26 protein-coding genes and 1 riboswitch are annotated in these 26,540 nt (G+C 44.2%); of the genes, 8 read left to right on the plus strand and 18 right to left on the minus strand.

Annotated features, from left to right (window positions below):
* Positions 1-56: 56 nt before the first annotated feature.
* Entirely contained in the window at positions 57-191 is a 135-nt protein-coding gene (locus tag NQ095_RS15725) for a hypothetical protein (RefSeq protein ID WP_258264402.1), read from the minus strand.
* A 244-nt stretch (positions 192-435) separates the two neighbouring features.
* Here NQ095_RS15725 and NQ095_RS15730 point away from each other — a divergent pair, with 244 nt between their 5' ends.
* Both NQ095_RS15730 and NQ095_RS15735 read left to right on the plus strand, forming a co-directional pair.
* Complete coding sequence (locus NQ095_RS15730) at positions 436-1,011, plus strand: TetR/AcrR family transcriptional regulator (RefSeq protein ID WP_258264403.1); 576 nt, start codon at positions 436-438, stop codon at positions 1,009-1,011.
* 84 nt (positions 1,012-1,095) lie between these two features.
* Positions 1,096-4,263, plus strand: coding sequence for a bifunctional cytochrome P450/NADPH--P450 reductase (locus NQ095_RS15735; RefSeq protein ID WP_258264404.1), 3,168 nt, complete (start codon positions 1,096-1,098; stop codon positions 4,261-4,263).
* A gap of 158 nt (positions 4,264-4,421) precedes the next feature.
* On the opposite strand, the gene NQ095_RS15740 is transcribed toward NQ095_RS15735, so the two are convergent.
* The 8 genes from NQ095_RS15740 to NQ095_RS15775 all read right to left on the minus strand — a co-directional run bounded on the left by NQ095_RS15740 (position 4,422) and on the right by NQ095_RS15775 (position 14,254).
* Entirely contained in the window at positions 4,422-5,252 is an 831-nt protein-coding gene (locus NQ095_RS15740) for a carbohydrate ABC transporter permease (protein WP_258264405.1), read from the minus strand.
* A 15-nt stretch (positions 5,253-5,267) separates the two neighbouring features.
* Positions 5,268-6,167: a carbohydrate ABC transporter permease gene (locus tag NQ095_RS15745; protein WP_258264406.1), complete on the minus strand. Its 900-nt coding sequence runs from the start codon at positions 6,165-6,167 to the stop codon at positions 5,268-5,270.
* Positions 6,168-6,321: 154 nt separating this feature from the next.
* Complete coding sequence (locus tag NQ095_RS15750; RefSeq protein ID WP_258264407.1) at positions 6,322-7,575, minus strand: ABC transporter substrate-binding protein; 1,254 nt, start codon at positions 7,573-7,575, stop codon at positions 6,322-6,324.
* A gap of 56 nt (positions 7,576-7,631) precedes the next feature.
* On the minus strand, positions 7,632-9,740 hold the full coding sequence (locus NQ095_RS15755; protein ID WP_258264408.1) for an amylo-alpha-1,6-glucosidase: 2,109 nt from the start codon (positions 9,738-9,740) through the stop codon (positions 7,632-7,634).
* A 142-nt stretch (positions 9,741-9,882) separates the two neighbouring features.
* Complete coding sequence (locus tag NQ095_RS15760; RefSeq protein ID WP_258264410.1) at positions 9,883-10,899, minus strand: LacI family DNA-binding transcriptional regulator; 1,017 nt, start codon at positions 10,897-10,899, stop codon at positions 9,883-9,885.
* Positions 10,900-11,073: 174 nt separating this feature from the next.
* On the minus strand, positions 11,074-11,940 hold the full coding sequence (locus NQ095_RS15765; protein ID WP_258264411.1) for an AraC family transcriptional regulator: 867 nt from the start codon (positions 11,938-11,940) through the stop codon (positions 11,074-11,076).
* Positions 11,941-12,056: 116 nt separating this feature from the next.
* Positions 12,057-13,502 (minus strand): DEAD/DEAH box helicase, encoded by a 1,446-nt coding sequence (locus NQ095_RS15770; protein ID WP_258264412.1) that lies wholly within the window; start codon positions 13,500-13,502, stop codon positions 12,057-12,059.
* A gap of 551 nt (positions 13,503-14,053) precedes the next feature.
* Positions 14,054-14,254 (minus strand): cold-shock protein, encoded by a 201-nt coding sequence (locus NQ095_RS15775; protein ID WP_060671790.1) that lies wholly within the window; start codon positions 14,252-14,254, stop codon positions 14,054-14,056.
* Between the two features lie 246 nt (positions 14,255-14,500).
* Here NQ095_RS15775 and NQ095_RS15780 point away from each other — a divergent pair, with 246 nt between their 5' ends.
* Entirely contained in the window at positions 14,501-14,713 is a 213-nt protein-coding gene (locus NQ095_RS15780; protein WP_258264413.1) for a hypothetical protein, read from the plus strand.
* A gap of 81 nt (positions 14,714-14,794) precedes the next feature.
* Here NQ095_RS15780 and NQ095_RS15785 read toward each other — a convergent pair whose 3' ends face one another.
* From NQ095_RS15785 to NQ095_RS15795, 3 genes are all read right to left on the minus strand, one after another.
* Positions 14,795-14,995: a cold-shock protein gene (locus tag NQ095_RS15785; RefSeq protein ID WP_034762311.1), complete on the minus strand. Its 201-nt coding sequence runs from the start codon at positions 14,993-14,995 to the stop codon at positions 14,795-14,797.
* A 264-nt stretch (positions 14,996-15,259) separates the two neighbouring features.
* Complete coding sequence (locus NQ095_RS15790) at positions 15,260-15,406, minus strand: DUF3934 family protein (RefSeq protein ID WP_258264414.1); 147 nt, start codon at positions 15,404-15,406, stop codon at positions 15,260-15,262.
* Positions 15,407-15,491: 85 nt separating this feature from the next.
* Complete coding sequence (locus NQ095_RS15795) at positions 15,492-16,265, minus strand: MerR family transcriptional regulator (protein WP_258264415.1); 774 nt, start codon at positions 16,263-16,265, stop codon at positions 15,492-15,494.
* 182 nt (positions 16,266-16,447) lie between these two features.
* On the opposite strand from NQ095_RS15795, the gene rluF reads away from it, so the two are divergent.
* From rluF to NQ095_RS15810, 3 genes are all read left to right on the plus strand, one after another.
* Positions 16,448-17,155 (plus strand): 23S rRNA pseudouridine(2604) synthase RluF, encoded by a 708-nt coding sequence (rluF, locus tag NQ095_RS15800; protein ID WP_258264416.1) that lies wholly within the window; start codon positions 16,448-16,450, stop codon positions 17,153-17,155.
* A 167-nt stretch (positions 17,156-17,322) separates the two neighbouring features.
* Positions 17,323-17,940, plus strand: a complete 618-nt coding sequence (locus tag NQ095_RS15805; RefSeq protein ID WP_258264417.1) for a DUF47 domain-containing protein — start codon at positions 17,323-17,325, stop codon at positions 17,938-17,940.
* 14 nt (positions 17,941-17,954) lie between these two features.
* The gene (locus NQ095_RS15810; RefSeq protein WP_258264418.1) at positions 17,955-18,953 is read left to right on the plus strand and encodes an inorganic phosphate transporter; all 999 of its coding nucleotides are present in this window, start codon (positions 17,955-17,957) and stop codon (positions 18,951-18,953) included.
* A gap of 40 nt (positions 18,954-18,993) precedes the next feature.
* Here NQ095_RS15810 and NQ095_RS15815 read toward each other — a convergent pair whose 3' ends face one another.
* The 6 genes from NQ095_RS15815 to NQ095_RS15840 form a co-directional block, all read right to left on the minus strand.
* Positions 18,994-19,365, minus strand: a complete 372-nt coding sequence (locus NQ095_RS15815) for a DUF2500 domain-containing protein (RefSeq protein ID WP_258264419.1) — start codon at positions 19,363-19,365, stop codon at positions 18,994-18,996.
* A 135-nt stretch (positions 19,366-19,500) separates the two neighbouring features.
* A complete protein-coding gene (locus tag NQ095_RS15820; RefSeq protein WP_258264420.1) occupies positions 19,501-19,974 on the minus strand; it encodes a response regulator in 474 nt (157 codons plus the stop codon).
* A gap of 78 nt (positions 19,975-20,052) precedes the next feature.
* Positions 20,053-21,084: a Delta(5) desaturase DesA gene (desA, locus tag NQ095_RS15825; protein WP_258264421.1), complete on the minus strand. Its 1,032-nt coding sequence runs from the start codon at positions 21,082-21,084 to the stop codon at positions 20,053-20,055.
* Between the two features lie 270 nt (positions 21,085-21,354).
* Positions 21,355-22,293, minus strand: coding sequence for a TRM11 family SAM-dependent methyltransferase (locus tag NQ095_RS15830; RefSeq protein ID WP_258264422.1), 939 nt, complete (start codon positions 22,291-22,293; stop codon positions 21,355-21,357).
* A gap of 102 nt (positions 22,294-22,395) precedes the next feature.
* Positions 22,396-23,181 carry an SDR family oxidoreductase gene (locus NQ095_RS15835; protein WP_258264423.1) on the minus strand — a complete coding sequence of 262 codons (786 nt, stop codon included), beginning with the start codon at positions 23,179-23,181 and terminating at the stop codon, positions 22,396-22,398.
* A gap of 110 nt (positions 23,182-23,291) precedes the next feature.
* Entirely contained in the window at positions 23,292-24,155 is an 864-nt protein-coding gene (locus NQ095_RS15840) for a 5'-methylthioadenosine/S-adenosylhomocysteine nucleosidase (RefSeq protein ID WP_258264424.1), read from the minus strand.
* Between the two features lie 134 nt (positions 24,156-24,289).
* Positions 24,290-24,393, minus strand: a riboswitch (purine riboswitch).
* Positions 24,394-24,566: 173 nt separating this feature from the next.
* Here NQ095_RS15840 and NQ095_RS15845 point away from each other — a divergent pair.
* Together NQ095_RS15845 and NQ095_RS15850 are read left to right on the plus strand one after the other, a co-directional pair.
* On the plus strand, positions 24,567-25,466 hold the full coding sequence (locus NQ095_RS15845) for a Gfo/Idh/MocA family protein (RefSeq protein ID WP_258264425.1): 900 nt from the start codon (positions 24,567-24,569) through the stop codon (positions 25,464-25,466).
* Positions 25,467-25,689: 223 nt separating this feature from the next.
* Positions 25,690-26,540, plus strand: an 851-nt coding sequence (locus NQ095_RS15850; RefSeq protein ID WP_258264426.1) for a DUF3131 domain-containing protein, incomplete at its 3' end; no start/stop codon positions are given.

Raw genomic sequence — 26,540 nt, forward strand, 5'->3', positions numbered from 1 at the left:
AAAATTTATAGGTTCCCACAAAAAATAGACCCTACGTAAATAGGGTCTTGTATAAACTAGCATCCTAAAGTACTGCAAACAGCGTTTTTCAACACAGATACCAGGTTGGTGTTTGGAGCCAAAATCGATACCAACAACCAAGCGACCAACAATAATACGGCAACTAGAAAGGTAATAAGTCCTAACGACATATAAAATCCCCCCTTTCTATTTATAACTCTAGTAAGTGAGCTCTCTTACAAACTTATTCTATGAGAAAATGTTAGAGTCGGACCGGCTAATATAATAGAAAAGAAAAAAAGGGCAGTACTACGACTTAACAAAACCTTCACAAACAATGGGTACTTCGTTTGATTGAGATAAGCTAGACATGGGTATACACTATACAGGAATGAACATTCATTCCGCATTACCGTTATGAAAGGCTGAGTTGGTATGTCAATGGCATTAAATAAGCGGGACAGCATTGTAGCGAGTTCTCTGGCTCTATTTGCAGAGCGGGGTTATGATGCCACGACGATTCCCATGATTGCCTCGTCTGCAGGCGTGGGGGCAGGAACCATCTATCGCTATTTTGAAAATAAAGAAGTCCTTGGAAATACGATATTTCAAGAATATGTGAAGATCTTTACTGAAACAGTGGAAAATGCCTTCCCTTATGAACAGTCGATACGTGATCAATTTCACCATATTTTCCAATCAATGATTCAGTTTACAAAAGAACAAAGCCAGGCGCTCTACTTCATCCGAACACATAGCAGCGCCCATTTCCTGAATGAAGAAAGTCACACATGCTTCGAGGAACTGTTGAATCTATTTAAATGCTTCTTCGATTCCGGGAAAGAGAAGAAGGTCATCAAGAATCTGCCTTCGACTGCTTTGATCGCCATTCTTTATGGTGCCTTTCTCGAACTTCAGCGACTTGTCCGGATCGGAGAATTAGAGCCTGATACTTCCATGCTTTCAGATGTAGAGGATAGTATGTGGGATGCCGTTCGATTACATGAGTGAGAAACGATTCGTTTCTCATGCCCCAAACGGAATGAACGTTCATTCCGGGCTTTCAACCAAACTACTATACGAGGTGAAGGAACCATGACACAACAATCTCAATATCCACAACCGAAAACATATGGACCACTCGGGAATTTGCCCGTAATCGATAAAGAAAAGCCCCTTCAATCATTTATGAAGCTTTCCAGGGAACTCGGACCCATCTATCAGTTCCAGTTTCCCGGCAGAATGAGCACCTTTGTTTCCAGTGCGTCCCTTGCAAAAGAAATATGCGATGAAACCCGTTTTGATAAAAAAGTCGGACCTGCCCTGCAAAAAGTGAGAGCCTTCGGTGGAGACGGCCTTTTTACCAGTGAAACGAATGAGATGAACTGGAAGAAGGCGCATAATATCTTACTGCCAAGTTTCAGCCAGCAGGCCATGAAAGGATACCACTCAAAGATGGTGGATCTCGCCACCCAGCTCATTCAAAAATGGGCACGCTTAAATCCTGCAGATGAAATCGATGTCCCTGAGGATATGACCCGTCTGACCCTGGATACCATCGGCCTCTGTGGTTTCAATTATCGTTTTAACAGCTTCTACAGGGAAACCTCCCACCCCTTTGTCGACAGTATGGTCCGGGCTCTGGATGAAGCGATGAACCAATCACAGCGCCTCGGTCTTCAAGATAAACTGATGATCAAATCGAAAAAACAATTCAAAGAAGACATTGAGTACATGTTCTCCCTTGTCGACGAATTGATTGCCGATCGCAAGGCAAACGGTGATCAGGGGGAAGATGACCTCCTCTCCTATATGTTAAAAGGAACAGATCCTGAAACAGGAGAGGCGCTCAGTGACGAAAACATCCGCTTTCAAATCATTACCTTCTTGATTGCAGGTCACGAAACGACAAGCGGACTCCTCTCCTTCGCCCTTTACTACTTGATGAACCATCCGGAAAAACTGAAAAAGGCTCAGGAGGAAGTCGACCGTGTTGTTGGTGATACCATTCCGGACTATAAACAAGTGAAACAGTTGAAGTATGTCCGCATGGTCCTGAATGAAACCCTGCGACTATGGCCTACCGCCCCTGCATTTTCTGTGTATGCGAAAAACGACACCACTCTTGATGGCAAATATGATGTCAAAAAAGATGATGTGTTCACATTGGTCATTCCTGAATTACACCGGGATTCATCCGTCTGGGGGGATGACGTGGAAGCTTTCATTCCTGAACGTTTCGAGGACCCATCTTCCATTCCCTATCACGCGTACAAACCGTTTGGAAATGGACAGCGGGCCTGCATCGGGCAGCAGTTCGCCCTTCATGAAGCGACACTGGTGCTCGGCATGGTCCTGCAGCACTTTGACCTGATCGACCATCGAAACTATCAACTCGATGTCAAAGAAACCTTGACTCTCAAGCCCGATGGATTAACAATGCGGGTCACACCCCGTAAACAGGCCATATCATTTGCCATTGCTTCGTCTGAAGCAGCAAAACCGGAAAAAACGGCTGCGCCTATCGAGGTAGAATCATCCCACGGAACCCCCTTACTCGTCCTATATGGTTCAAACATGGGAACGGCGGAAGGAATCGCCCGGGATCTGGGAGAGACAGGCCGTCAACAAGGATTCCGGACAGAGGTAGCTTCATTAGATGAGTACAGTGATGGACTTCCAACAGAAGGAGCGGTCATCATGGTCTCTGCTTCCTACAATGGAAATCCACCTGACAATGCTGGTAAATTCATCTCCATGCTGAAAGAAAGTGAGTCTGATGACTTTGAAGGTGTCCATTACGCAGTGTTCGGGTGTGGTGACCATAACTGGGCGACTACGTATCAGAGGATCCCTAACTTCATAGATGAACAGCTATTTGAAAAAGGCGGGCACCGCATAACGGAAATCGGGCATGGTGATGCAAGCGATGACTTTGAAGGAGATTATGAAAAATGGGCAGAGTCTCTTTGGCCGAAGCTGGCTGATGACTTAAACATCGAACTCCATCAGAATGATCAATCAAACAGCTCGATTACAATGAATTATGTCAGTGATGTGAGTGACACACCGCTTGCTCGCACTCACCATGCCTTTACAGCTATGGTGAATGAGAATACCGAGTTACAGCACGCAGAAAGTGGCAGGCACACGAGACATATCGCCCTCTCTCTTCCAGAAGGTGTTACCTATAGGGAAGGCGATCATATCGGGGTCCTTCCGCAAAATCCGTCATCTCTTGTCGAGCGAGTGCTCAGTCGATTCAACCTGAACGGACAGGACTTCGTTACGTTAACGGGCGATTCCGGTAAAGCGGCGCATCTCCCTACAGAAAAGCCTGTAAAACTTTATGAACTACTGGCCAATTATGTAGAGTTCCAAGAACCCGCTACCCGTTCTCAAATCAGGACGCTTGCCGCTAATACCGTCTGCCCTCCTCACGTCGTTGAGCTCGAGGAACTACTGAAGGATGAGACGTATAAAGAGGCGGTATTAAGTAAACGAATAACGATGCTCGATCTTGTGGAAAAGTACATGGCATGTGAAATACCCTTTGAAAGCTTCCTTGCACTTCTCCCATCATTAAAGGCTCGCTATTATTCAATTTCAAGCTCACCTTTATACAAAAACGGAGAAGCAACCATCACTGTCAGCGTCGTCCGTGGAGATGCCTGGAGCGGACATGGTGAATACAAAGGAATCACATCCAACTACCTGGCAGAGCGATCCCAAGGAGACAAAATCGCCTGCTTCATCAACACACCACAATCGAACTTCCAGCTGCCTGAGAATTCGGAAACTCCGATTGTCATGATCGGACCGGGAACGGGAATTGCACCATTCAGAGGATTCATCCAGGCACGGAGCATTCTGAAGGAGCAAGGAAATTCACTCGGCGAAGCACATCTCTACTTTGGTTGCCGAAATCCTGAGCACGATTACCTGTACCAGGATGAATTGGAGAAAGCAGCACAAGAAGGAATCGTCGCACTTCACACGGCATTCTCAAGATGCCCGGGTCAAGAAAAAGCATACGTCCAGCATCGACTGGCAGAAAATGCAGAAGAAATCCTGACGTTATTAAAAAATGGCGGACGCCTATACATTTGTGGTGACGGAAGTAAAATGGCTCCAGATGTCGAACAGACTCTGGTAGAAAGCTACATGCGTTTCTATCAAACATCAAAAGAAGAAGCCGATCGCTGGATGAGATCATTGGAAGAGGATGGTCGATACGCGAAGGATGTTTGGGCTGGGGCGTAATGTAAGAGAGGCGAATCCTTATAGGGTTCGCCTTTTTTAGTAATCATAATAGATTCGGACATATCCAATGTACTCTGTAGTAGTTTCACCGATATATTTTCGATTTCGGCGTTAAAATTGGAAATTCGCCGATAAATCGCTCTACTACTCCTCCTACTTCATTTCCCCCCTGTAAACGAAATCCCCTTAATAAAGTAGCGATTAAAGAATGCATACAATAACAGTACGGGCAGCGTAAAGACCATCGAAGCGGCCATGATATAGTTCCAGTAGCTGACGTATTGCCCTTTGAAAGTGTTCAAACCCAATGGAAGTGTGTACATTTCCGTATCTGTCATGACAATCAATGGAGTCATGAAGTTGTTCCAAAAGCCCATAAATACAAAGATCGCCTGGGCAGCCAGGGCCGGTTTGGCCAATGGCAATACGACTTTAAAGAAGATACCGAAACGGCCGAGACCATCGATTTGAGCTGCCTCTTCCAGTTCCTTCGGGAAGTTGATGAAGAATTGCCTCATCATAAAGATGAAAGTAGCATTGATCATCGCCGGTACGATCATCCCTTGATACGAGTTTAGCCATCCGATTTCCTTTAGAATTAAATAATTCGGGATCATGGTGACTTGGGCAGGGATCATCAGGACAGCCAGGATCATGATGAACAATGCTTTTTTCCCTGGAAAGCTCAACCTTGCCAAGGCATATCCGGACATGGAATTAAAAATGATATTCAATGCGGTACCGACAACGGCGATGAACAAACTATTGAACAGCCATCTCGGGAATAGCTCCTGCTCGATAAAAATTTGCTTGTAGTTATCCAAAGTGAAATTCCTTGGTATGAAATTCATTGTCCCGCTAATGATTTCTTCCAGCGTTTTAAAAGAAGAAGACAGTGCCCATAGAAATGGGATCAGGGTAGTGATGGCATAGCCAATCAAAACAATATACAGGAGACGTTTACTGAACGTCTTTTTCTTTGAATTCATGTTTTAGTCCCCCCATTAATAGAGTGATTCTTCTTTAGAGAATTTACGTTGTATCAAGGTGGCCACCAGGATGATGAGAGCAAGTGCAAAGGCGAGGGCCGCTGCATATCCCATAGATCCCAATGATTTAAAGGCATATTGATAGATTAAGAGCACGACCGTTAACGTAGAGTTATTGGGTCCACCGGATCCCCCTGAGAAGATATACGATTGATCAAACAACTGGAACGTGCCGATGACTCCCATGATCACGACGAAGGATGTAACCGGTCTGAGGAACGGAACAGTCACATAGAAGAACTTCTGAATGGCACTCGCTCCGTCCAGTTCTGCGGCTTCGTATAACGAGTCGGGAATATCCTGAAGGGCAGCGAGATAAATGACCATGAAAAACGGAGCCGTCGCCCAAATATTCATCAGCATGATGGCATTCAAGGCTATATCTGGATCTCCCAGAAAATTATAGGTGGGCAAACCGACTTTATCTAAAATGTTATTGATCAACCCTTCTTTGTTATACATCCACATAAAGATCAGGGTTAATACGGCTGAAGAAGTTAGGGTTGGTAAGAAGTAGACGATCCTGAACAGCTTCTCACCCTTTAATCCTGCATTTAAAGTGGCAGCTAATACCAGTGCGAGGAAGGTTTGGGTCGGTACCACGATCAACACATATTTCGCTGTGTTTTTCAAGGCAATGATGGCCCGGTTGTCTTCCAAGATCCGTGTGAAATTGTCGAAAGCCACAAAATCGAAACTCATATCACCAAGGAGTTGAACTTTATGAAAGGATAAAAAAATGGCATATAGAATCGGTCCAATGATAAACACTGCTAATACCAACAGTGTCGGTGACATAAATAAGTATCCTTGTCCTGCATCTTTTATTCTCTTTTTGGAGGATGGTTTGTTCATTCTTATCCCTACTTTCTATCTATCTCGTTAACCTACACCGATTACCTGTATTCTTTCCGCCAAGGTCAAAGCGCCAAGACCTAAAAAGAAAGAATACAGTCAATGGTAAAGTTGTACCTGACACGATACTGAGTGCCAGGTACCTTTAGAAAGACTATTGAATTTCGCTATTCGCTTGTTCCTGTGCTTCTTTCAGAGCTTCATCCAATGGTCTGTCACCCAGGAAGGCAGCGATGAATTGGTTGTTAAAGTTATTCATGATGATCGGCAGGTTCTTCCCTTCTGCCCACACTGTTGCATACGGTGCTCCCGCTACAAGTGCACCTCGTAATTCATCCTTGTCATACCCTAATTTTTCAGCTACTGACTTACGTGTCGGAAGGGCAAATCCTTTCGAGGTCCATGTTTCCATTCCTTCTTTACCTGTCAGATACGAGATCAGCTCCCATGAAGCCTCCTTCTTTTCAGATGCGGCATTCATCACATATCCGACCGTATAAGCCATTGTTCCTTTTTCTCCATTGATGGTCGGTAATTCTGCCGTTCCATAGTCAACATCCGGGAACGTATCCGCTAAGAATGGAATCGCCCAGTTTCCTTCGATGACCATGGCCGCTTTTTCTTGTCCGAACATTTCTCCTCCCCAGTTCGCTCCGACTTCAGAAGCCTGTGCTGAGGTTTTGTCTTCATTATGCTGGTCGATGATCGGCTGAAGGGCATTCACGACTTTGTCTGAAGCAAAGTTCGCTTGATCATCCTTCACGACTTCCCCACCCGTTGCCTGGGCGATGTGGTAAAGTCGGGCGAGCTCAGGCGCCACACCAAATCCATATACCCCATCTTTCGTCAGGGCTTTTGAAACTTCACGGAGTTCTTCCCATGTTTTCGGAACTTCGACACCCGCCTCTTTAAACATCTTCTTATTGTAGAAGAGGGCTAATGTCGAGTAATCTTTCGGAAAGCCGTACGTTTTTCCATCGACTTGAAATGCTTCAAGCATCGGCTTCTCAAAATCTTTCAAATCAAAGTCTTCCGTCACATAATCATCCAATGGTTCAACGACCCCGGTATCAATCAGGGCTGGTGCTTCAAGGGCATCAAGATAGAAGACATCCGGTCCTTCCCCACCGATTAGACGTGTTTTCAAGACATCCATGTACTGCTCAGAAATGACTTCATGTTTTACATCGATATTCGGATGCTTTTCTTCAAAGTCAGCTAGGGTTTGCTTCAGGAGCTTTTGCTCTGAAGGATTCCCTCCCCAGCCGGCAAGGGTGATTTCCACTTTTTCACCATTTCCCCCACCGTTTGAACTTGCTTTCTCATCCGAACCGCTGCAGCCCGCAAGTACTGATCCTACTAACATCGTTGTCATTCCTACACTCGCTATCCACTTCTTTTTCACCATTTCTTCCAACCCCTTTATTGATTTATGAAAAATAGGAAGCTTATTCCCAGGTGTACCTAAACTATTTGTTTTTCTTTTACAATGTCATAGCCGGTTGAGTTTTCAATAATGGTGATATCTACTTTGTCACCATTTCGCACCAAGGAGAGAGAAAGCATTCCATCACCTATTGCTATATTTTGAACCGTTAAGGTGTTCATCTCATCGAGTAAAATCGGATGTAAATGAATCTCTTTTTGAAGGCTATTCGGGAAAAGCCCCAATAAAGATTGAACAAACACAAGGGGTGTTCCCGCTGCCCAAGCTTGCGGTGAACATGCGACGGGATACTTTACTGCCTTTCCGATCGTTGACTCGTACCCGCAAAATAATTCGGGAAGACGGTCGTATTCGAAATGCCGGGACGCATCAATCAGCCCACTCATGACTTTCTTCGCTTCAGCCGTCAATCCAAGCTTGCTTAATCCGAGCAAAGTTATACTGTTATCATGTGGCCAGACACTTCCATCATGGTAGCTCATTGGGTTATAGCCTGCTTCCCCTTTCCCCATCGTACGGATTCCGTAACCGGAGAACATGTTGTCACCCGTTAAAGTTTGACTGACTTTTTCAGCACGGTTTCCTGTCATCATTCCTGAAAACAACACATGACCAGGATTCGATGTAATCGTACCTACCTTTTCTTTCTTTTGATCAAGGGCGATGGCGTAGAATTCAAGGTCCTCCATCCAAAAATCCTGTTCAAACCGTTCTTGAAGGTTTTTCGCTTCTGCAGCTAACCAAGAAGCCGTTTCGTGATCCCCAAGGGCTTCATACACATCAGCCAGTCCCCGCTTTGCCTGGTACACATAGCCTTGAACTTCCACTAAGGCTATCGGCGTATCAGCATAGTCCCCATTTCGATGGACGATGGAGTCCGCAGAATCTTTCCACCCCTGGTTCGCAATTCCTTTGGAAGATTCCTGATGGTACTCAAGAAATAGATCTCCATCTCGATCTCCATATTGGTCGATCCACTTCAAAGCATTCTTTACGTTATCCTCAAGCTTTCTGAATGTGCCGAAATCCCCTGTCCATTTCACATACTCCGTTAAAAGAACAAGGAATAACGGAGTGGCATCAATCGTCCCGTAATAAGGTGTGAACGGAATCTGGTTCGTATTTGCAAGCTCTCCGTAGCGGATTTCATGCATGATCTTTCCTGGTTGTTCATCTCTCCAAGGATCCACCTTCGTTCCTTGCTCACTCGCCATCGTGAACAGGGTGCCTTTTGCAACCTGTGGCTCGAAGGCAATCATTTGCAGTGCCGCAATCAGACTATCCCTGCCAAATGGAACCCCGAACCAAGGCAGACCAGCTACCGGAAACTTTCCGTATCCAGTGTCGTTCAATAACACTCTAAGATCGGATAAGCTTCTGTCCACCAGACGCTGAAGCGGTTCGTAATCGGTTTCTACCCTTGTTAACCCAGCGGACCATTCTTTATAAGAAACTCTTAATTTTTGTAGTGCCTCTTCGACAGGTAAAATATCTTCTCTTATCTCTTCGTTTTCAAGTGGCACGATCATAAATGTAATGGATCTTTCTTCCTCATGATGAAGCTCCACCTGGAACGTGATCTCTCCGCTTTCGTTCACGTTTTTCGCCTTGGCATCCCAGTGAATGTTGGTCGCACGGTTGATACCGTCTGCTCCTGCGTATTGGAAGATGACGGATTGATCCTCCACCTTCTGTCCGGTTCGTTTTCCTACCTTTCCAGTTTGGAACCCGCGTACAATGAACATATCGTTAAAATCTACATCGACTCTGATATTCAACTCAAAAGAGACCGGCTTTGGGTAATAGTTTTTTGTTTTTATCGTTTCATATAACACATCACCATAAATAAAGCGCTTACGTTCAATCTCAACAGATTCTCTCCACAGAATTAGATTTCCATCCTCTTCCTGGTGGGGATTTGTCAATAGAATCGTAGACATATAGTTTTCAGATCCATCCGAATGTAATAGGATTGGTTTTTCATTATTGATTTTTACATTCAACTTGCTTAGGTACCTCGTGTCATTCTTGTATAAACCCAGCCCGTAACTATGCTCTGAAGTGATATCTCCCTGTTCATCTGTAAGAAGAAATAAGTTGTTTTCTTTAATCACCCGGTAATTCATATTGGTTCCTCCTACTTCTACACATGTTTTCACTGTTTCCGAAACGTTTTGGTAATAGAGCAAAAAAATATATCCATTCTATCCAAAACGTTTCGGATTTTCTACTGAATAATGGCTGGTCCGTAAAATTACTCACCAACCCTTATTCGAATATGAGGTTCGTACTTTCCCTCTCGATTAACTTCGTTTCCAACACCATCCGGTGGGTTTCAGACTGATTTGTTAATAAATCCAACAATAACTTCGCAGCTTCATAACCCAATTGAAATTTATTTTGTTGGATGGTCGTAAGCTTCGGGCTTACATACGAAGCCAGCAGGATATCATCATATCCCACAATTGAAATATCTTCCGGTATTTTAATATCCAACTCTTTCGCAGCACTCATTGCCCCGATAGCCATTAAATCGCTGGAGCAAAAGATGGCTGTGATTTCCGGGTTAGATGAAAGCATTTGATGCGCTGCTTCCCTTCCACTTTCTTCAGTAAAAGCACCGTTTATGATGTATTCGGGTTTACTCTCTATTTGTGCTTGACGCAAGGCGGCAATATAACCTTCCAGTCGCTGCTGACTGACAAACGCAAACTCGTGGCCGTTGATCATTCCGATATTCCTGTGGCCTTGTTCGATTAAATGCCGGACCGCTTTTTCAGCCCCCAACACATTATCTGTTGTCACATGACTTACATTTGGGGACTCAAGAGGAATATCGATCAATACACAGGGAATATCACTTTCCACCACTTCGTGTAAATAAGGATCATCGGTTCTGATTCCCTGGATGATCACTCCATCCACTCTCCGTTCCTTACAAAGCTGTGTGTAAGTCTTTTCTCGCTGCTTCGATGAATTCGTATTAAATAACACAAGATCGTAATCAGAACCTGACACAAATTCATTAATGCCCGCAAGAACTTCCACAATAAAATTATCTTTCACACTTTCCTTCGTGAAGCCGGAAACAAGTAATCCAATCGTTTTCGATTTCTTCATCACCAGACTCCGTGCAATGGAGTTCGGGCTGTAATTCAACTCTTTTGCCACTTGGGCAATCTTCTTTCTCGTATCTTCATTGACATCCGAGTATCCATTCAACGCCCTTGAAACCGTCGTAACGGATACCCCAGCTACTCTGGCAATATCTTTAATCGTAGTCACTTGCACATCTCCCAAAACGTTTCGGATTTCCTTTATCTGAATAGTACAACAGCTTGTAAACAATTTCAATATTATTTTTCTATAACGTTAGTGATTTTCCAGGGTTTCTCCCTAAAAATAAATCCCGATCAACATAAAAAAACAGCGAATCCAAACAAATTCGCTGCTTCTTCCTCACTTTTTCCTGACCGGTATCCATATTTCACTTCTAAATGCATCAGACTCAATATCTTTACTTTCATTCCACAAGATCTCCGGCCCCTCTGCTTGTTCATAGATTGAAGTTGGAAACCATTCAGAATAGATTCTCCCCCATACCTGCTGCAATGTGTCCGGAAACGGTCCGACCGCTTCAAATACAGCCCAAGTTAGACGAGGGACATCAAGTTTCGATAAGCCGGGGGGACATTCATCAGTTGTGGCTGCGCCAATATAATGATCAAGTTCCCCCTTCTCTTCCAATCTGCCTTCGGAAAAATTGACGGATGCACTAATCAATCCTTGTGGTTCCACATTAGACAAACTCTTTAACTTCTTGATCATTGTCTGATCCAGGTTCTGCCACATTTCTGCAATGTCAGGGTTCACCCCATTAAATATGATCGGCACCCGCCTCATGTTTCCAACAATGGCAAACGGTTCTTTCTCTTCGATTCGATAATTCATTTCATTGCCTCCTCTGATGGATAACTGGAAGGTCATCGGTGGAAATGATTTGAGTGAATGGCCTTTCGCTTGTGACGGAGTGATCCCATGCATTTTTTGAAAGACTCTCGTGAAGGAATCGGGTGATGAGTAACCATATTTTAAGGCTATATCAATCACCTTTACATCTCCGTTCTGAAGTTCAAGGGCCGCCATGGTCAAACGTCGGCGCCGGATATATTCTGACAGTGAAATCCCGGCAAGGAACGAAAACATCCGTTTAAAGTGATATTCCGAGCAATAGGCACGCTTTGCCACTTTTTCATAATTGATTTCTTCCGTCAGATTTTCTTCAATATATCGTAAAGCGTCATTCATCGTCTTCAATGTATCCATTTCCATGACCTCCTTCTTCATAAGAATAGCAAGAATGAAAGGAATCAACCCGACTTATCGTGCCACATGTTGCAGGGTGAGAAAAAAGACCTCCTCACACGAGAAGGCCACTTCATTTATTTCCTTGCTTCATGTACCTTGAGCATCTTCCCTTTTACCGTCGTTTTCTTCATGGCTTGTAAAACCAACGGCCCTTTTCCATTGAGGATCTCCACGTACGAGAGGTTTTCCTGTATTGTGATGATTCCGATGTCTTCAGCAGTCACTCCATCGATTTTCGCAATCGTTCCGACAAAATCGACTGCCCTGATTTTCTTTTTCTTGCCACCGTTGAAATAGAGCTTCATGATGTCTCTGTTCAGCTGCTGACTTTTGTCCATTTTGAAATCGGGTTCCTCATCCAGCTTCCGTTCAAACTCATTTTTCGCATCGGCCACAGCATCCTGTGTAGGTCCAGCAAGTTTCGGAATCATAAATCCGATATACTCCTCGATCTCACCAAGGAACTTCTCTTCATATGGTGTGCAGAACGTGATCGCTTTTCCTGCCTGACCAGCTCGACCCGTTCTCCCGGTACGGTGTACATAGCTTTCTTTCTCCATGGGAATATCATAATTAATCACATGGGTGATGTTCTCGATATCTATCCCCCGTGCTGCCACATCCGTTGCCACCAGGTATCGGAAATCTCCCCTCTTGAAATCGTCCATTACTTCGAAACGGGCTTCCTGGATCATGCCTCCATGGATCTTATCCACAGGGTAACCTGACCGGTCCAACTCTTCACATAATGTATCCACATTTTCTTTCGTTCGGCAAAAGATGATGCAGCTATCCGGGTTTTCTACGGTCGTCACGTTTTTCAAAAGGGACAGCTTATCCTCTTCTCTCACTTCAAGAACTGAATGCTCGATTTTATCCGTCGTGATTCCCGTTGCCTTGATTTCAATATGAACAGGTTGCTTCATATATTTATGGCAGAGTGTCTCCACATCTTCTGGAAGTGTTGCAGAGAATGTCAGCGTCACACGATCAGATGGCAGTTCCTGAATGATCGCTTCAACCTGTTCGATAAAGCCCATGTTGAGCATTTCATCGGCTTCATCAATGACCAGGTACCTAAGTTTATCCAGAGGAAAGGTCCCTTTTTCAATATGGTCGAGGACACGTCCCGGTGTTCCGACGACGACATGATTTTTCTGCTTCAACTCAAGCTTCTGGCGATGAAAAGGAGATTTTCCGTATACTGCTGCCGCCTTGATCCGCTTATATCTCCCAATGTTCGTAATATCTTCTTTGACTTGTACCGCAAGCTCACGTGTCGGGGTCAAAATCAGTGCCTGGGGTTTATTTTCTTCCCACTCCACCATCTCGCATAGGGGAATCCCAAAAGAAGCCGTCTTTCCGCTCCCCGTTTGGGAACGGACAACAAGATCTTTTCTTTCTAAAGCAAGTGGGAGTACCTTGGATTGCACTTCTGTAGGAGCTTCATATCCTAAACCGGACAGCGCCCTTACAATCTCTCCACTGAGCGGATAATCCACAAATTGTTTATCAGTCATATCATAACCTCATTTATTTTTTCTTATTTTCATAGGAAAGCTCCGATTCTATTCAATGAACAATACCCTTTTAAAAATTCTTTTCAAATTTATTTAGGTAATCCCCCAAAAGTGTGGTATGCTTTACCTAACCATTTTTAACTTGTAACATGTTGTCTCCGGGACCGACGAACGCTGTCGGTCCCTTTTTATATCTAAAGCGCAGGCGGCTTGCCCAGAGGCGACAAGCATAAGACGAACAGGCCGGAAAGGCGTCCTTTGCCTTTTTGGCCTGTTTGACTTATGACCTCGAGCCTCTAGCCGCCGGAGCTAGCAGACACCTAAAGCGCAGGCGGCTCGTTCAGAGGCGACAAGCATAAGATGAATGGGCGGGAAGGCGCTCTTTGCCTTCTTGGACCATTTAGCTTATGACCTCGAGCCTCTAGCCGCCGGAGCTGGAAGTCACCTAAAGCGCAGGCGGCTCGACCAGCCCAGACAAAAAATCCTCACCCAAACTTTTCACTCCCAATAAAAAAAGGACCCTCCTGAGAGAGCCCCTTCATCAAAAGCTATTACGCTTTGTTTACGTTAGTCGCTTGAAGTCCACGTTGACCTTGCTCAGTGTCAAATGTAACTTTTTGACCTTCGTCTAAAGATTTAAATCCTTCGCCTTGGATAGCTGAGAAATGTACGAATACATCTTCTCCACCTTCGATTTCGATGAAACCGAAACCTTTTTCTGCGTTAAACCATTTTACTGTACCTTCTTGCATATGTGTATCCTCCTGTGTGGATGTTGAATCCACGTTTTATTACTATAGTTGCTCAAGTTAGATATCAAAGGCGAAAAGTTTAAAACTTATTCTTTCCTTACAGACCGAACAAAAATAATTCTTTCTTAGAATAACAGATAATCTCATAAAAAGCAAATCGATTTGAATTTTCTCTTCAAACTCTCTTTTCATAAAGGAGAATCCTGTTCCTTTGTCGAAAGTAAGAGAGGTAAAGGGGATGACCCAATGAATAAAAACACATTACTCAAAACGCTGAGTCAAGCAAGTCGCGGAAACTTTTTCACAATCGAACTTCCTGTGCAATCGGGAGAAGAAGCAGAAACCATCGAACATGTGGCAGCTGAATTAGAAAGAGAGGGAAAGATCAAAATCAGGGAATGTACATTGAAGGAAACTTCCATCTACATTCAGGGAATCATAAAATACGCTTTAACTTAACGTGTGGATGCCTCATTGCAGGCATCTTTTTTTTAACACAAAAAAAGGACCCTCAAGAGAGAGTCCTTTTTCTTAAAGCAATTAGATTTTGTTAACGTTAGTCGCTTGAAGTCCGCGTTGACCTTGCTCAGTTTCGAATGAAACTTTTTGACCTTCGTCTAAAGATTTAAATCCTTCGCCTTGGATAGCTGAGAAATGTACGAATACATCTTCTCCACCTTCGATTTCGATGAAACCGAAACCTTTTTCTGCGTTAAACCATTTTACTGTACCTTCTTGCATGTGTGTATCCTCCTGTGTGGACTTTATATCCACGATTTATTACTATTATTGCTCAATTAGATATCAAAGGCGAAAAGTTTAAATACTTTCATTCCTTACAGACCGAACAAAAATAATTCTTCCTTAGAATAACAGGAAATCGTAAAAATAGCAAATCCTTTTTTATATTTTTTTAAAATGGACTACTGAATTGTGATGACCAATACCATTATATAAGAAGAAACAGAAAAAAAGCCCACTCCCCAAAGGAATGGACGTGCACTCTTACTCTTCCTGCTTGTTCCCGTGTTTTACACCTTTACTTGTATAAGGCTTGTTGCTTTTTTTCTTATTGGCGCCTGCCTTCCACCGGTTCCAGCCTTTCTTGCCGGTGCCCTGGCCTGTTCCGCTCTTTTTCTTAGGTTTACTCATTTTTTCACTCCGTTATGATCAGGTTCGTTCTTACACGTTCGTCTCCATATCATAACACGGATTAGTGCAGCGGGGTACTTCTTGTTTATTCCACTTCTTTTTTCTGCCCAGTATAAATGTGGATCGCATCCCGCAGGAATTCGGCCACTCCCTCTTGTTCTGCATCATAATATGCCTTGAACCGTTCATCGTCCACGTACATCTGAGAGAGTCCTGCATGAGCTTCCTTGCTGTAATGCCCCCAATAGAAGGAAATCCACTGCCTGTGAAGATCAGCCGCTTTCTGTGCCATCTCACTTCCAGGGTCACCATCTTGAAATGCTTCTCCCAGCGCTTTTTTGATTTCCTCCTCCAATTCCTTGACCTTTTCATACTCTTCCTGTGACATGTTCATGACTTTCGCGTTGGATTCGTCCACTCTCTTGTCACCATATTTCTCCCGCACTTCTTTCCCATACTTATTCTCATTCTCTTCCACCATACTCTCTTTGAATCCTTCAAATTTTTCTTTATCCGCCATAGTGATTCTCCCTTCCTTTACACGGAGTGTTTTATCGACATTCGCAATCAGTTGATCAAGCTGGGCCCGTCTGTTCAGTAACTTTTCCCGGTGTTCCCGTAATGCAAGTGTTGCGTCAAAGGCGGGATCATCGAGAATATCCTTGATGTCATCCAGTCCAACACCCAATTCTTTGTAAAAGAGGATCTGCTGAAGGCGGTCGACTTCCTCCTGCCCGTAAATCCGGTATCCTGACGAATTGGTCCTGGCCGGCTTCAGAAGCTCAATTTCATCATAATAACGCAGGGTCCTCGGACTCACCCCAGCGATCCCCCCCAATTTTTTAACGGTATATTCCATGATGTCACCTCCTGACAATTCTTACTTTACAGGTTGACGCAGCGTGAATGTAAAGGGTTTTTTTGAAAAAAGCCCGATTGTGATGGGGGCATCCTCCCCCCCGCCCCGGATTTCCTTGAAAATAAAGTGCCAGTCCGATATATTCTTAGTATAGTCACTTTGAGTATAAGGTTGTGTTGAATATGCGAATTAATAAATATATCAGTGAAGCTGGAAAAGCGTCGAGACGAGGGGCCGATAAGTTGATCACAGAAGGCAGGGTCACGATCAACGGACGGACCGCGAAGATCGGTGACCAAGTGAACCCCGGAGATGATGTGCTGGTGAGCGGTGCCCCTGTAAGGGTCGCCAGGAATAATGTATACATCGCTCTAAATAAGCCTGTCGGAATCACGAGTACGACAGAAAAAGGGGTCAAGGGTAATATTGTGGATCTCGTTAACCATCCCTTGCGGATATTTAATATCGGAAGACTGGATAAGGACTCCGATGGCTTGATTCTTCTGACGAACGACGGAGATATCGTCAATGAAATCCTCCGTGCGGAAAATCAGCATGAGAAGGAATACATCGTCACGGTTGACCGCCCGATTTCAGAAGACTTTCTCAAGCAGATGTCAGAGGGCGTTAAGATTCTTGGAACGAAAACATTGCCATGTAAAGTCGAACAGATTTCGAAATATGTATTTCAAATCACCCTCACCCAAGGATTGAACCGACAGATCCGCCGCATGTGTGAAGCTCTTGGATATGAGGTGTACAGACTTCAGCGTACGCGTATCATGAACATTCAACTGGGAAATCTTCCTGTCGGACAGTGGCGGGATCTTTCCAAGAAAGAGAAAACGCGATTATTTCAGGATTTGGATTACGAACCGAAGGAATGGTAATAACAGACAGGTCCGGTGCCCTGACTGGCTAACAGTCGGGCACCGGACTTTTTTATCTTTTGACGCTTCAAGAAGTAGTGGATTTACTCTTCTTATTTTCGACAATATAAGCTATTATAAAATAGTTTAGATATTCTAATTAGATTTATGTGGAGGTTTGAGAACGCATGGTTTTCAAGAAAAAGGATAAGTTCGCTATTCTTCTTAGTCAAATAGCTGGTAATTTGAAAGTGAGTGCGCATTATTTTGCTGATTATAAACTGAATAATGTGAGTGATTTAAAAGAATTTTCAGGTACGATGAAGGACTACGAAACAAAAGGGGATTCTTTTGTGCATGAGGTCATCTTGGACTTGAATAAAGTCTTCATCACACCGATTGAACGGGAAGATATCCTGGCACTGGCTATGAGCATGGATGATGTTCTGGACGGGCTCGAGCACACATCCGCTATGTTTGAAATGTATTCCATCACTCAGGCAGACGAATATATGCTGAAGTTTGTTGAAGCAATCCGCCAATGTTCCGATGAGATCGAATCGGCTGTCGAACTGCTTTCTACAAAAAAATGGCTCCAGATCAGAGAGCATGCCATCAAGATCAAAGATTTAGAATCAAAATGTGATGGGATTCTCCGTCAATCCATCAAGCATCTCTTCCATACGGAAAAGGATCCCATTCGCATCATTCAGTATAAGGAGATCTATGAGGAGCTTGAGGAAATCGCGGACTATTGTCAGAATGTGGCCAACACATTTGAAACCATTATTATGAAGAATGCATAAGGAGTCTTGCAGGAATGGATACAATCTTACTTTTAACCATACTTATCGTTGTGGGGGCCCTTGCATTTGATTTCATCAACGGGTTCCATGATACGGCCAATGCCATTGCGACCGCTGTATCGACAAAGGCACTGAAGCCAAGACATGCCATCATCCTGGCAGCCGTCATGAATTTCGCCGGTGCCCTCGCTTTCACAGGAGTCGCCAAAACAATCACCAAGGACATCGTCGACCCCTTTTCCCTCGAGAACGGGACGATCGTCATCCTGGCAGCTCTTCTTGCAGCGATCACATGGAATTTAGTGACGTGGTACTACGGGATACCTAGCAGTTCCTCCCATGCTTTGATCGGGGCGATTGCTGGGGCAGCCATTGCGGCGGCAGGTGTCTCGGCACTGAATTATAAAGGGTTCATCAAAATCATCCAGGCGTTGATTTTTTCACCTATTTTGGCTTTTGTAATTGGTTTCATCATTTATAGCATATTCAAGGTCGTCTTTAAGAATCGTAACCTGGCAAAAACGAACCGGAATTTCCGTTCGATCCAGATTGCGACCGCGGCACTTCAATCGTTCACCCATGGAACCAATGATGCGCAAAAAGCGATGGGGATCATCACCATGGCCCTGATCGTGAACAATTATCAAACCTCCGATGATATCCAGACGTGGGTTCAGGTTTCCTGTGCCACGGCCATGGGACTCGGGACCTCGATCGGGGGATGGAAGATTATCAAAACCGTTGGCGGAAAGATCATGAAGATCCGACCGGTAAATGGAGTGGCGGCAGACTTGACGGGTGCAGCCGTCATTTTTGGTGCAACGGCGATTCACTTACCTGTCAGTACGACTCACGTTATCTCCTCTTCCATCCTTGGTGTGGGTTCCGCTCACAGATTGAAAGGGGTGAAGTGGGGTACGGCTCAAAGAATGTTGATCACATGGGTCATCACATTACCTATTTCAGCAAGTCTTGCCGCCATCTTCTTTTATATCTTGAATGTATTTTTCTAATAAAAAGGAAGTCGGAAGGGAATTCCCCTCTGACTTCCTTTTATCGTTGTGCTTTTAGATGACTGCGCTCAAACGCCAGATACCGTGTCCCCTGGAAGGTCAACTCCCCTTCGTCCCCTTCCACTAGCATCCCATAATCCGTATCTTTCACTTTCAATTCAACTCTGTCTCCGCTTTCCACTTCGAAGGTGATGTAATAATGGCTATAGGCCCTGCTTTCTCCTCCACCCTTCACAGCCGTCCGTTTACCCAACACTTTCGCCCATACATTCAAGGTAGGCGATTGATTATTCTGACTCCACTGGGTCACTCCTTTTACGGCAGAAAACAAAATGAACGAAATCACGATTACAAAGATGATCCCAATGAAAATCGGGACCGCTTGAAATATAAAATCTCCACCACCATACATATTCATTTCTCCCCTTTGAATCTTTTTCTACATTTTAACATTACGATACCTATATGTGTGATGGATTCTGATGATGACAAAAAAATGAGCCAACTCCCCACTGAGATTCTGTGAGGGGCTGACTGACCAACCTAATCACCCTGTCGGATGCTTCATCTTATCCATGATCATCGTAAAATAATTTTTCTTCACCGGTCCGGATGCATGGGGTATTTCGTATAATGCAGGTTCTTTTTTCTCCAAGAGCTTTGAGGAATATACTTGTGTTCCCTCCATCATTCGGCGAATGGAAGAGGTCAATTCTTCACTCGGACTATCCTTCAATAAGTAACCGTCTGCACCCGCATCCTGTACCCTTTCCAGATTCCCCTCTCTTGGGAATGTTGCGAGTACCAGAAGTCGACATTCCAGCACTTCAAGAGGTCCGTCCCTCAGTAGATGTTCTATGTTAAGGATAAGGAGATCTGGTTGCATGGAGTGGATGAGTTCCAGTGCATGCTCTCTGTCTCTTGCCTTCCCCACTATTTCCATGTCTTCTTCAAGGTTCAAGAGCGTGCCGATTGTCCCTAACACCCATTCTTCATCCTCTGCTATCACAATGCGAATCATATGCGTCCTCTCCTTTTAACACCGTATCAAGTAAAGACTCCCCTTATATGAAGATTCATAAGGAGAGTCGGCTGCGGTTTATAATTCAGGTTTGGCTTCTGTAGAAATGCGCGCGTTCGATTTCCTTGAGGATTTGATCCCTCTAAAGCTTACAAACGTCTTATTTTCTTCATCCCATAATTTGAAGCGAAGAGATTTCAAGCTCGTTACGAGTGAAATCGTCGGTACATTCTGTAGGGGCTCCGAGTTTACATGAGCCTGTTCCAGCTTGTAATTCGGTACCCTTGGACTCAGATGGTGGATATGGTGATAGCCGATATTCCCTGTCAGGAACTGCATGATTTTAGGAAGTTTATAAAAGGAACTTCCCTCAACGGCCGCCAATACATACTGCCACTCTTTGTCTTCTTCAAAATAGGAATCTTCAAACGTATGCTGTACATAAAACAACCAGATTCCGATCGAGCCTGAAACCATGAAAATCGAACCCTGTACGAGCAGGAATTCCTGCCATCCAAGCATGACAGAAAGAAGTGCAATGAGAGCCACGATGATGACATTCACTAAATAAGTGTTATTGCGCTCTTTCTTACGTGCATTTTTACGATTGAATCGATTTTTCAAAAGAAATACATAAATCGGTCCCAGAACGAACATGACGAACGGATTGCGATAAAAACGGTAGGCTAAACGTGTTTTCAAAGGTGCTGCTATATATTCGTCGATGGTAAGGGTCCAGATATCACCTGTTCCTCGTTTATCCAGATTTCCACTTGTCGCATGGTGGACGGCATGATCATGTCCCCACTGATCGAACGGGAACAGTGTCATTACACCCATGGCCGTTCCGACTGCCCGGTTGGCTTTACGGCTTTTAAAGAAAGAGAAATGGGTGCAATCATGAAAGATAATGAAGATCCTCGTCAAGAATCCTGCAGCAATCACGATTGGAACGAGTGCGAGCCAGTATGATACCGACAGACTTTGATACGCAAGGAACCATAATAGAAAGAATGGTCCAAGCGTGTTGATCATCTGCCATACACTTTCCTTCGTTGTAGACTTTTCATAAGGAGCAACTTCTTTTTTCAGCGTTTTTATATTTGTCATGTCATTATTCCCTTCGTTTAAGGCGTTGAATTCATTATAGGATAAGAGGAATCATCGTGTTAGTAGTAGGTGTCATATGCTGGGCATGACAAATGTCATAAGGGAGAAAATGTCATGCGTTTTCATTTGCCGGAACCGTTGATAATCCTGACTTTCTCTCATTCAGCCAACCGTTCAATTAACTTTATTATTATTGACAAAAAGAAATATATTCTTGTTTTGGTGAAAAAGTGTCATAAAAAAAAGCGTGGGAACCATCTCCCACACTCATTACGCACATACTAGTATCTGCCTGACAAATCTTCCTTTACTTACTTCACAACGGTCGATAATATCGAAGCCCGCTTTCCGAACGTTGCTATCCACATCTTCCAACGTCACGATCACGACCTTTTCTGCGAACCGTCTCGCACTCTTCAGCATTTCCAGTTGTTCATCGTCCGTTATGACAGAGCAGAGATTATATGGCAGGTCAATGACCGCCACGTCGTAACTCCCCGATACATCATTGATGTCTTTTAATGATACATTCCCTTCAAGTCCAAAATGATCGATATTCTCCCTCACTCCATCGAGGATCAATGGGTTGCGGTCACTCCCCACAATATCGATGCCCATGGACAGTGCCTCTACAAGTACCGTCCCGATTCCACAGCAGGGATCGATCATTTTGACCCCTTCCGTTTCGGGTGCCGCTATATTCACGACCGCTCTTGCCACACGGGTACTCAAAGCTGTGGAATAACTATGTGGCTTTTTCACGTGGTGCAGCCAAACGGCTTCATTTTTCATATAATGCCCAAACACCCAGCGGTCACCTGTGTTGATGACTCCATACCAGATGCCAGGATTGACTAGTTCTGCTTCGCCTCTCAGGTGAAGCCCGACTTCCTTTTCGATTCTTCTCAGCTTCTTGAAACCGACCCGTTCGGCATCGGGATTCTGTACGAACACGACTTTGAATCCATCCACTGCCTCCAATCGGTGTATTTCTTTCAGTAATTCTTGAAATTCAGGACCTTCACAGATGATCTCCAGCCTCTCCCGAATAAACGGACTCCTGCTGGGATCTATCTTCACAGGACTTTCAAGAACACTGGATTCTGAACTCACCCCGAACAATGTGCGTCTTTCCAGTGCACATAGGGATTTTTCGTTCGGTTCCCATGAATACGTATATAAATAATTTTTCGCTTCTATTGTGACCAACTCCGTATGATGTACAAAATGAGATGCTGCATTTCATCATTGTAACACAAAAAGGGAAGGACCCTTTTCCCGGTTCCTTCCCTTCATTAAAATGGAATGGCATTAAATCTCCATTTCCCAACGCTCTGCCTGAGTTTGTTTCAATTGTCTTTCCGTTTCTTCCGGGTAAACCGTACGGAATTTGTGATTTTCAGCAGGGATGATTTCAATCATCTTTTGAATCATATCTTCAGGATCGAACTGATCTTCCAATCCCTTCTGCTGTTCGAGAATGTCCTCTTTTCTCGTGTAATTCTTCTCGTCATCGAACCATTTCCAGATTTCTTCCCCGCTCCGCTTATTGAATCCGGTTTCGAAGGCCCCTGGATTGATGGTGGCCACTTTCACTCCAAACTCTTCAAGCTCGGACTTCAAGGTTTGGGCAATCCCTTCAATCGCATGTTTGGTTGCTGTATACGGCCCAACATAAGGCGTTGCTGAGATACCGGCCATAGAACTCATGAACACGATTTTCCCGCTTCCTCTCTCCACCAACTTTCGGGCGGCCTGCTGGACCGTTTCCAAGGTAGCGAAGACATTCACTTCAAACAGGGCACGAAACCGGTCCATCGGAACTTCACCAAGTGGTCCCCCCTCATTGATTGCCGCATTCGCCACGAAAATATCAAAATCATACTTCGAGATTTGCTCGCGATCTCTTGCATTTGTTATATCAAGCTTAAATACCTCCATATTCAATCCTTGTTCATCCGCTTCTCTCATTAGATCAGTCTTTTGCGAGGTAAGCTCTGTAGTCGCAATGACATGGTGGCCTTTCTTTGCAAGACCAAGAGACGCGCCCTTGGCGAGACCGCTTCCCGCACCCGTAATGAAAATTGTTTTACCCATTCTGTTTCCTCCTTGGCGTTCTAGTATAATATGTTCTTCCCTTTAACAGAATCAGTAAAACTTTTTCAATTTGAAAGGGACCGACTACGGGCCGGTCCCTACACGATGAATTACTCCATCTCTCTAATATACTCTTTCACTACTTCATACACATACCCTTGGTTGGCAGCAGCTGTGTCAGGGTTGTATGCTCCGCCGTTCGTCTTGTTATTAGACAATACACGGATTCCAAGGAAAGGCACATCGTATGCCCCGGCGATTTGTGCCGCTGCTGCTCCTTCCATTTCCTCTACGGATGTACCGTATTTGTCATGGAACCATTGGATACGGTCGACTTCGTTATTCCACACGTCAGCAGAACCGATTGTTCCTTCGACCACCTTGCCTTCTTTATATGTGTCCTTTACGGCGTTAGCAGCCGCAAGCAATGCCTCATCACCATCGTAATAACGGATTTTCTCTGCATTCGGGTCCTCCCCGGCACTTCCTTCAGATGCCATCAAGTCCATTGGCTTCCATGCAGTAGGTTCGATTCCTTCTTCATCTGCCCTGCTCCCTGTTTTTAACGAACCGAGATTAACGGTTCTTTCACCGAGAACGATATCAAAAACATTCAATGCCGGGTCGTGACCACCTGATGTCCCTTGGTTGATGATGGCTGCTGGATCATATTTTTCAATGGCGACAGCCGTGACTGCGGCCGTATTCTCCATTCCTTTACCCGTCTTAGCGACGATGACCGGGTAATCGTCCAATGTTCCTTTATAAAAAACGAATGAGCCGGATGTTTCTTCCTTTACATTCTTAAGTTTTCCAGCGAATTTTTCAGCTTCAATGGGCATCGGTCCCTGAATCAGGATCGGCTGCTCTTCCTTTTTGTCTTTCGCTTCCGTTTTGTTCGTTGAACTGCATCCCGTAAATAAAGATAAACCTAGTACAGATACTGCTGCGAGTGATACGATTTTCTTTTTCAATTGTCTCTCTCCCTTTTCTGGATGATTGGATCCCGTTGATTTCGGTCAAAAGAAAAAGACCTGTCTTGGCAGAATAGCTCTACGCTCCAGGTCTCCATAGTCAAAGCAAACGAAAAAGACGGCAAAAAGGCCGAAAACCGAATACTTCAACTCGTAGTCTGGTTCTTATAATGGGAACCAGGTAGAAACGCTCAGACCATATTACCGAGGATATACGAGTAACGATATGTAATGGCGGTACGGTGTTACTATAACAAACCCTCTCCTTGAAATCAATTAAAATACGAATTTTATTTAAATTATTTTTATAATCATTCGTGTTTTAGGGAGTGTTTATTTAGAATTAAAGCATTACGTTTGAAATCTTATTGTAGAATACTATAATAAAAGAAAAACGATGAGGTGAACCTTGTGAAAATTGGTCTTATCGGATTAGGGGATATTGCGAAAAAAGCCTATCTTCCTGTTCTATCTGAAAAAGAAGGCATTGAATTGGTCCTTTGCACGAGAAATGAGGAAACACTGCTCAGTATGGCTGAAAAATATCGAATCGAAGAAAGGGTCCAGAATGTAGAGGAATTGATTGCTGCAAAGATTGACGCAGCCTTCGTCAGTACAGCTACAGAGGCCCATTTTCAGATCACGGAAACGCTTCTTGAAAACGGCATTCATGTGTACATAGACAAACCGATTTCTTTGAATTTCCATGAAACGGAACGAATCGTCCAACTTGCGAAGGACAGTGGAAAGATCGCCATGGTCGGATTCAACAGGCGCTTCATTCCCAAAGTGAAGGAGCTGAGAGACCACGGGAAACCAGATTTCGTATTAATGCAGAAAAACCGATTCAAAGCACCGGACGAGCCAAGGAGATTCATCGTCGAAGACTTCATCCATGTCGTCGATACCCTGCGTTTCCTGATGGCTTCAGACGTGTTGGATGTAAAGGTTCAATTCCTTAAAAAAGGGGATCTCCTCCATCACCTCATCATCCAGCTCATCGGTGACGACTGCACGGCCATCGGCATCATGAACCGTGATGGCGGTGTGACGGAAGAAATCATTGAATACTCTGCCGGACATCATAAGTATGTCGTAAACAGCCTTGTTGAAACGACGCACTATCATAACAAAGAGAAGAGCACTTCTTCTTTTGGAGATTGGGAACCGACGTTGTATAAACGGGGGTTCTATGATCTGGTGGATCACTTTATCGAATGCGTGGAAAAAGGGCAGGAAACGGACCCTTCCATCGAGGATTCTTTGAGCACCCATGAGATCTGTGAAAGGATTGTGGGAATGATAGAATAATTGAACGATAGAGGGCTTGACTTAGGACACGGCACCCGTCCCCCTAAGTCAAGCCTTCCATTTAAATCATTCTATTGAACACTAGTTCAATAGAATGATTTAAATCGTTTAGTTCCCTCTGTATTTTTCAGATAATTGTTACTATTGAGCGATATACGTTTTTACGTTCCTTTTGTATACTTTAATCGAAACGTTTCACTAAATTGAAAGGACGTGAAGGATATTGAAAAAAATAATGTCGTTGCTTCTCCTCATCGTGTTGGTTATCAGTTCTACCCTTCCTGCTGCTGCTTCAGCACAGCCTAAAAACAAAGGAAAAGAGATTGCTTTATCCAAACAATTGAAAGCGATTTCAAAGAATACTTATCGCTACTTCGAAGATTTCACTGATAAACGGACCGGTCTCACTTATGATGCCGTCCGTATGGAAAACAGGGAAATCACTTCCCAGAAATTCACCTCACCTACGAACATTTCCATGTATATGATGAGTACCGTTTCAGCCGAGGAAGTAGGGCTCATTTCAAGGGGAAAAGCTGTGAAAAACATCTCAAAAACATTAACATCACTAGAAGATATGGAGAAATGGAACGGACTCTTTTACAACTGGTATTATACGAAAGATGCCTCACTCATGACGGATTGGGGACAATTCATTTCCACCGTTGACAATGGATGGCTGTCTGCCGGCTTGATCGTAATCGGACAAGCGTATCCTGAACTGTATGATCGGACCCACGCGTTAGTAGAAGACATGGATTATTCCACCCTCTATACTCCTGAAGTAGGACAAATGAGAGGCGGCTATGATGTAGCGACCGGAAGCTATACAGCTCATCATTATGGTGCCTTTTATACTGAACCCCGGGTAGCAAGCTATATCGCCATCGGAAAAGAAGATGTACCGGAAGACCATTGGTGGAGAATGTTCCGAACCATGCCCGAAAGCTGGGATTGGCAGGCTCAAATTCCAGAAGGATACACAGAAACATATGACGGTGTAGAGGTCTTCGAAGGACATTACAGCTACAAGGGCACTAAATATGTACCAAGCTGGGGAGGTAGCATGTTTGA

It is taken from the genome of Rossellomorea sp. SC111 (assembly GCF_024733565.1).
Taxonomy (GTDB): Bacteria; Bacillota; Bacilli; order Bacillales; family Bacillaceae_B; genus Rossellomorea.

What these genes read in the sequence shown, in the direction of transcription:
- NQ095_RS15725 (WP_258264402.1), bottom strand. Translation starts at nt 191, where the DNA reads ATGTCGTTAGGACTTATTACCTTTCTAGTTGCCGTATTATTGTTGGTC.
- NQ095_RS15730 (WP_258264403.1), top strand. Translation starts at nt 436, where the DNA reads ATGTCAATGGCATTAAATAAGCGGGACAGCATTGTAGCGAGTTCTCTG.
- NQ095_RS15735 (WP_258264404.1), top strand. Translation starts at nt 1,096, where the DNA reads ATGACACAACAATCTCAATATCCACAACCGAAAACATATGGACCACTC.
- NQ095_RS15740 (WP_258264405.1), bottom strand. Translation starts at nt 5,252, where the DNA reads ATGAATTCAAAGAAAAAGACGTTCAGTAAACGTCTCCTGTATATTGTT.
- NQ095_RS15745 (WP_258264406.1), bottom strand. Translation starts at nt 6,167, where the DNA reads ATGAACAAACCATCCTCCAAAAAGAGAATAAAAGATGCAGGACAAGGA.
- NQ095_RS15750 (WP_258264407.1), bottom strand. Translation starts at nt 7,575, where the DNA reads ATGGTGAAAAAGAAGTGGATAGCGAGTGTAGGAATGACAACGATGTTA.
- NQ095_RS15755 (WP_258264408.1), bottom strand. Translation starts at nt 9,740, where the DNA reads ATGAATTACCGGGTGATTAAAGAAAACAACTTATTTCTTCTTACAGAT.
- NQ095_RS15765 (WP_258264411.1), bottom strand. Translation starts at nt 11,940, where the DNA reads ATGGATACATTGAAGACGATGAATGACGCTTTACGATATATTGAAGAA.
- NQ095_RS15770 (WP_258264412.1), bottom strand. Translation starts at nt 13,502, where the DNA reads ATGACTGATAAACAATTTGTGGATTATCCGCTCAGTGGAGAGATTGTA.
- NQ095_RS15775 (WP_060671790.1), bottom strand. Translation starts at nt 14,254, where the DNA reads ATGCAAGAAGGTACAGTAAAATGGTTTAACGCAGAAAAAGGTTTCGGT.
- NQ095_RS15780 (WP_258264413.1), top strand. Translation starts at nt 14,501, where the DNA reads ATGAATAAAAACACATTACTCAAAACGCTGAGTCAAGCAAGTCGCGGA.
- NQ095_RS15785 (WP_034762311.1), bottom strand. Translation starts at nt 14,995, where the DNA reads ATGCAAGAAGGTACAGTAAAATGGTTTAACGCAGAAAAAGGTTTCGGT.
- NQ095_RS15790 (WP_258264414.1), bottom strand. Translation starts at nt 15,406, where the DNA reads ATGAGTAAACCTAAGAAAAAGAGCGGAACAGGCCAGGGCACCGGCAAG.
- NQ095_RS15795 (WP_258264415.1), bottom strand. Translation starts at nt 16,265, where the DNA reads ATGGAATATACCGTTAAAAAATTGGGGGGGATCGCTGGGGTGAGTCCG.
- rluF (WP_258264416.1), top strand. Translation starts at nt 16,448, where the DNA reads ATGCGAATTAATAAATATATCAGTGAAGCTGGAAAAGCGTCGAGACGA.
- NQ095_RS15805 (WP_258264417.1), top strand. Translation starts at nt 17,323, where the DNA reads ATGGTTTTCAAGAAAAAGGATAAGTTCGCTATTCTTCTTAGTCAAATA.
- NQ095_RS15810 (WP_258264418.1), top strand. Translation starts at nt 17,955, where the DNA reads ATGGATACAATCTTACTTTTAACCATACTTATCGTTGTGGGGGCCCTT.
- NQ095_RS15815 (WP_258264419.1), bottom strand. Translation starts at nt 19,365, where the DNA reads ATGTATGGTGGTGGAGATTTTATATTTCAAGCGGTCCCGATTTTCATT.
- NQ095_RS15820 (WP_258264420.1), bottom strand. Translation starts at nt 19,974, where the DNA reads ATGATTCGCATTGTGATAGCAGAGGATGAAGAATGGGTGTTAGGGACA.
- desA (WP_258264421.1), bottom strand. Translation starts at nt 21,084, where the DNA reads ATGACAAATATAAAAACGCTGAAAAAAGAAGTTGCTCCTTATGAAAAG.
- NQ095_RS15835 (WP_258264423.1), bottom strand. Translation starts at nt 23,181, where the DNA reads ATGGGTAAAACAATTTTCATTACGGGTGCGGGAAGCGGTCTCGCCAAG.